At 33.9% G+C, this 3,696-nt stretch carries 5 protein-coding genes; 4 read left to right on the top strand and 1 reads right to left on the bottom strand.

What is annotated here, in order from left to right:
- Positions 1-62 precede the first annotated feature (62 nt).
- Entirely contained in the window at positions 63-425 is a 363-nt protein-coding gene (locus ACOMCU_RS27820) for an IS110 family transposase (protein ID WP_421052270.1), read from the bottom strand.
- A 646-nt stretch (positions 426-1,071) separates the two neighbouring features.
- Here ACOMCU_RS27820 and ACOMCU_RS27825 point away from each other — a divergent pair.
- The 4 genes from ACOMCU_RS27825 to ACOMCU_RS27840 all read left to right on the top strand — a co-directional run bounded on the left by ACOMCU_RS27825 (position 1,072) and on the right by ACOMCU_RS27840 (position 3,669).
- On the top strand, positions 1,072-1,278 hold the full coding sequence (locus ACOMCU_RS27825) for a hypothetical protein (protein WP_010860795.1): 207 nt from the start codon (positions 1,072-1,074) through the stop codon (positions 1,276-1,278).
- Positions 1,279-2,154: 876 nt separating this feature from the next.
- Positions 2,155-2,439, top strand: a complete 285-nt coding sequence (locus ACOMCU_RS27830) for a hypothetical protein (RefSeq protein ID WP_421052271.1) — start codon at positions 2,155-2,157, stop codon at positions 2,437-2,439.
- 149 nt (positions 2,440-2,588) lie between these two features.
- Positions 2,589-3,131 carry a cupin domain-containing protein gene (locus ACOMCU_RS27835; protein WP_421052272.1) on the top strand — a complete coding sequence of 181 codons (543 nt, stop codon included), beginning with the start codon at positions 2,589-2,591 and terminating at the stop codon, positions 3,129-3,131.
- 265 nt (positions 3,132-3,396) lie between these two features.
- The gene (locus tag ACOMCU_RS27840) at positions 3,397-3,669 is read left to right on the top strand and encodes a hypothetical protein (RefSeq protein ID WP_421052274.1); all 273 of its coding nucleotides are present in this window, start codon (positions 3,397-3,399) and stop codon (positions 3,667-3,669) included.
- Positions 3,670-3,696 lie beyond the last annotated feature (27 nt).

The raw sequence follows: 3,696 nt of genomic DNA on the forward strand, positions 1-3,696 counted from the left end.
ACGGCGGTCGACTATTTGAAGGATTTTCTTTAGGGAAAAAACCTTAATCATAAAACATCTTCTTAAGCTAAACCAGCTAATAGATTATCAATAAAATCTTTTAAATTAAATAACACTTCTTTGGTTTTTCGTAAGTTAGAACTTTTTGCTCGGTAAGATACTAGTGGATTTACGATAATAGCAATGTACTCTCTTGCTTCTAAAAACTGAACAACTGGGGCATGATAGTGTCCTATTGACTCCAAAACAACAGGTGGTTTCATCCCTGTTTGACGCTCTAAATCTAGTAAATAAGAGTGTAACTCTTCTAGCCCCTCCACCGTATGTTCAACTTTCACACTATTATTATAGGGCCTTTTTTTATCCAAGAACATTTGAATTTGACTTTCACCTTTTGCGACATCCAGACCTACAACTGGATTCATAAATTATCTCCTCCTTATGAAGTAGATTGACCAGCAACCTCTATCTACCTTGTCATTCATATTTGCGCTTGTTATACGGGATCACAATGTTCCAACCAGCCTAATCATGTGTTAACAAGTAGAGGGCGAACAGTTTAGTTATCGGGATCAAGTCCCACGGGTGCTTCTGTTCTACTCCGGCTACTATCAATCTATAAATTGAATAAAAAATAGTCAACCAGATTTCTCCGGTTGACCTTATAATACGAACGGGTGCTTTAGTGGAATAAGGGGTCTGGCCATATTTATGCAGATTTACAACGTTAAGGAAAGAATTGTTACCAAACGGCGCTTTGGGAAGCTTAATAACATTGAGAAAACAATCCAAAAATTGGTATAATAAACAATATATCAAAAAAAGTTGGTGTAACGAATGCTGAAAAAAATATTATTTTCAATAACATTTGCACTTATTGTAATGATTTCTGTTTTTATCATAAATAGAATTTTACCTAATAAAGATATACGATTTATTTTAATTGGCATTAGTATTACGATTATTCTCGGGTTTTCTCAATACTTAAGTGAAAAATGGTTTGCTAATAAAGAATAAAATTAGTTTTCACCTTTTATCCTATATCCCATAATCCGTAGAATAATTTTTACAATGAATATTTATAAGATTTATATTAAAAAACCGTTCCCAAATGAAAGTTTGGGCGCACATGAAAAAGCCACGAATATTGTGAAATCAACGTTTGTGGCTTTTCTTATGAACATTGTTTATGCGTTGTATTATGCACTTTTGTTAAAAGTCAGTCATGGCAAAGGTTTTGAAGCATTTGAAGTGATGTTGCACCATCGTCTTAGATGAGGCTAGTCAAATTTATTCGGATTTACAACGATAAGACTTCAATTTTTATACAACATTTTATTGTACTAACGGAGCAGTTTAGCGGAACAAGGAAATTGATTTCATTTGTAGAAGTCATGAAGGGGGGATTGGTGTAATGGATAATAATATTTTGATGTTCACAATACTCATTTTATTTCAGTTGGCAGTCGTTAGTATAGTTTTGTCTATTTTTTCCTCAGTCTTTGTGAAAAGCAGAAAGAAAGGATTTGTGTTTTTAACAATCTATATTTTACAAAGTATATACAGTCTTTATGATGTATATAAATACTCTGCGATATTGGGTAGTAGTATGTTAATAATCTACATTAGCTTAGGAGTAGTAACTTATTTTGTTATTAAAAAGAGACTCTCAAATGGAACAGAAATTTAGATTCTTCAACTAACAAAATGTAAGGTTCAGTATTTAGAGAAAACTAACACAGGCTCTCTAAGAACAGTATCATTTAAAAGGTTTAATTTTGATAAAGTTCGAGAAGTAGTAAACAAATAACCAGGCGCTCATTTTAAAGTGAGTACCTGGTCTTTTTTGTTTGTTTACAAGAAAACAGAGTAAATAAAATAGCCACTCTGTTGAGTGACTAAAATTACTTCATTTCAATCATTATGGACACTAATTTGAGTAGCATTCATAGCACCAGTCATTCCTACTACATTGTTAACACCTAAGTCGGGTCCCAACGAGAGACAGCTAACGAAGCTAGTAACGACGTGGTTTCGGAGCAATTTACAGAAAACCAATCATCTTAATCTTTTAATCTTTCTTCTTTTAAAACAAGCACTTTACAGCAAGTATATAATAACGCTCACGCTGAAAAAGAAGCTTGTAAGGAATTCATGAATGAGTACCAAGAGATGCTATTTGATTTCATGCACAGCTTACCTTTAGCAGATAACTTAAAAGATGAATTGCACAAGGTTGTATTGGCTACTCAGGTTAATAGTGCACCTGACTTCATAAAAGCTAAGAACGTACTATTCAAAATTGCTATGGATATTAAAGAAGGTGTACTGACAGTTGCTAGTACATTAAGAGCCGTATTTGTAGGGGCATATAGTAAGGCTGTAGAGCGTTCTAGTATGAAGTTTAGTAAATTCATCATATATAGAAGAAACAACTAATAGAGAGCGTTCAGTACCTTTCTATAACTGGTTAGAGGTAAGGGATAGCTTTTAGAAAACCTTATTTTCACCATTCATTTTAAAGGTAAACACATCCCTTCAACAAATTGCATAATATGATTTTATAATGTGCGAGAGGATTGAGGTAAATGTATTACCCTTATTATGGCAATGCTCAGATGTATAATTATAGTTATCAACCTGTGTATTGGACCTATCCCAATCAGGTAGAGCACATGGGGAGAAATCCTTATTTTCAGGAAGCAAACATACTAAAGGATTATGGACCTAACCCCTTTGTTATTGATATTGAAAAGATAACTAAACAAAACAATAATTATCGTACAGCGTTGTGGACAGGACCGAATTTACAAGTTACTGTAATGAGTCTAGAAGTAGGCGAAGATATTGGTTTGGAAGTGCATCCTAATGTTGATCAGTTTTTACGTATAGAACAAGGTCAGGGAATTGTTCAGATGGGGCCAAGCAAAGACAATTTAAACTTCCAAAGGAACATCTATGAAGATTTTGCGATAATGGTCCCTGCAGGAACATGGCATAACGTAACGAATACAGGGAACGAACCATTAAAACTTTATTCGATATATGCTCCTCCTAACCATCCATTCGGTACAGTACATGTAACGAAAGCTGATGCAGCAGCTGAAGAAATAGGGCATGGTAATGGATAAATGAAGGATTAGAGGGTTTAGTTGAACAAGTTTAAACAAGACCACTCCGGTGATGGGTGGTCATTTTTTGTATATGTCACAACAATAAATGGAAATAAATATCCAAATGGGTCTGATTTGAGGTATTATTAAACTAACGGCGCAGGTTAGTTGAAGAACGTCCCTGTTATACATTAGATATTTAGATTAGAAAAAATATTGATGGTAAATAACCAAGGTGGGAGTAGATTCCTTCCTGTGAATTAGTTAAATGGGGGAGTTTGTAATGAAAACAATTATGCAGGCATTTTTTTGTTCGCTGTTTATACATATGGTATATTTTTTCAGTACCTATGGATGGACATATATTAAAACGAAATTCGATAAGCCTGATATATTGGGGGGATATGTAGCTACAAGTCATACCGATGTGATGTTCGTTTTTGTAGGTTCCCCAGTAGTTTTTTTAGGCACCTCGTTTTTTGGCATAGCAATAGTATGTGGCTTCATTATCATATTAACTAAAAAATATTTTAAGATAATGGGGTGCTTTAATTAAATAATCCATAACAAGACCACTCCGTGA

The sequence above is a fragment of the Lysinibacillus sp. UGB7 genome (assembly GCF_049058285.1).
In the GTDB taxonomy this organism is placed as follows: Bacteria; Bacillota; Bacilli; order Bacillales_A; family Planococcaceae; genus Lysinibacillus; species Lysinibacillus sphaericus_B.

What these genes read in the sequence shown, in the direction of transcription:
- ACOMCU_RS27830 (WP_421052271.1), top strand. Translation starts at nt 2,155, where the DNA reads ATGAATGAGTACCAAGAGATGCTATTTGATTTCATGCACAGCTTACCT.
- ACOMCU_RS27835 (WP_421052272.1), top strand. Translation starts at nt 2,589, where the DNA reads ATGTATTACCCTTATTATGGCAATGCTCAGATGTATAATTATAGTTAT.
- ACOMCU_RS27825 (WP_010860795.1), top strand. Translation starts at nt 1,072, where the DNA reads ATGAATATTTATAAGATTTATATTAAAAAACCGTTCCCAAATGAAAGT.
- ACOMCU_RS27820 (WP_421052270.1), bottom strand. Translation starts at nt 425, where the DNA reads ATGAATCCAGTTGTAGGTCTGGATGTCGCAAAAGGTGAAAGTCAAATT.
- ACOMCU_RS27840 (WP_421052274.1), top strand. Translation starts at nt 3,397, where the DNA reads ATGAAAACAATTATGCAGGCATTTTTTTGTTCGCTGTTTATACATATG.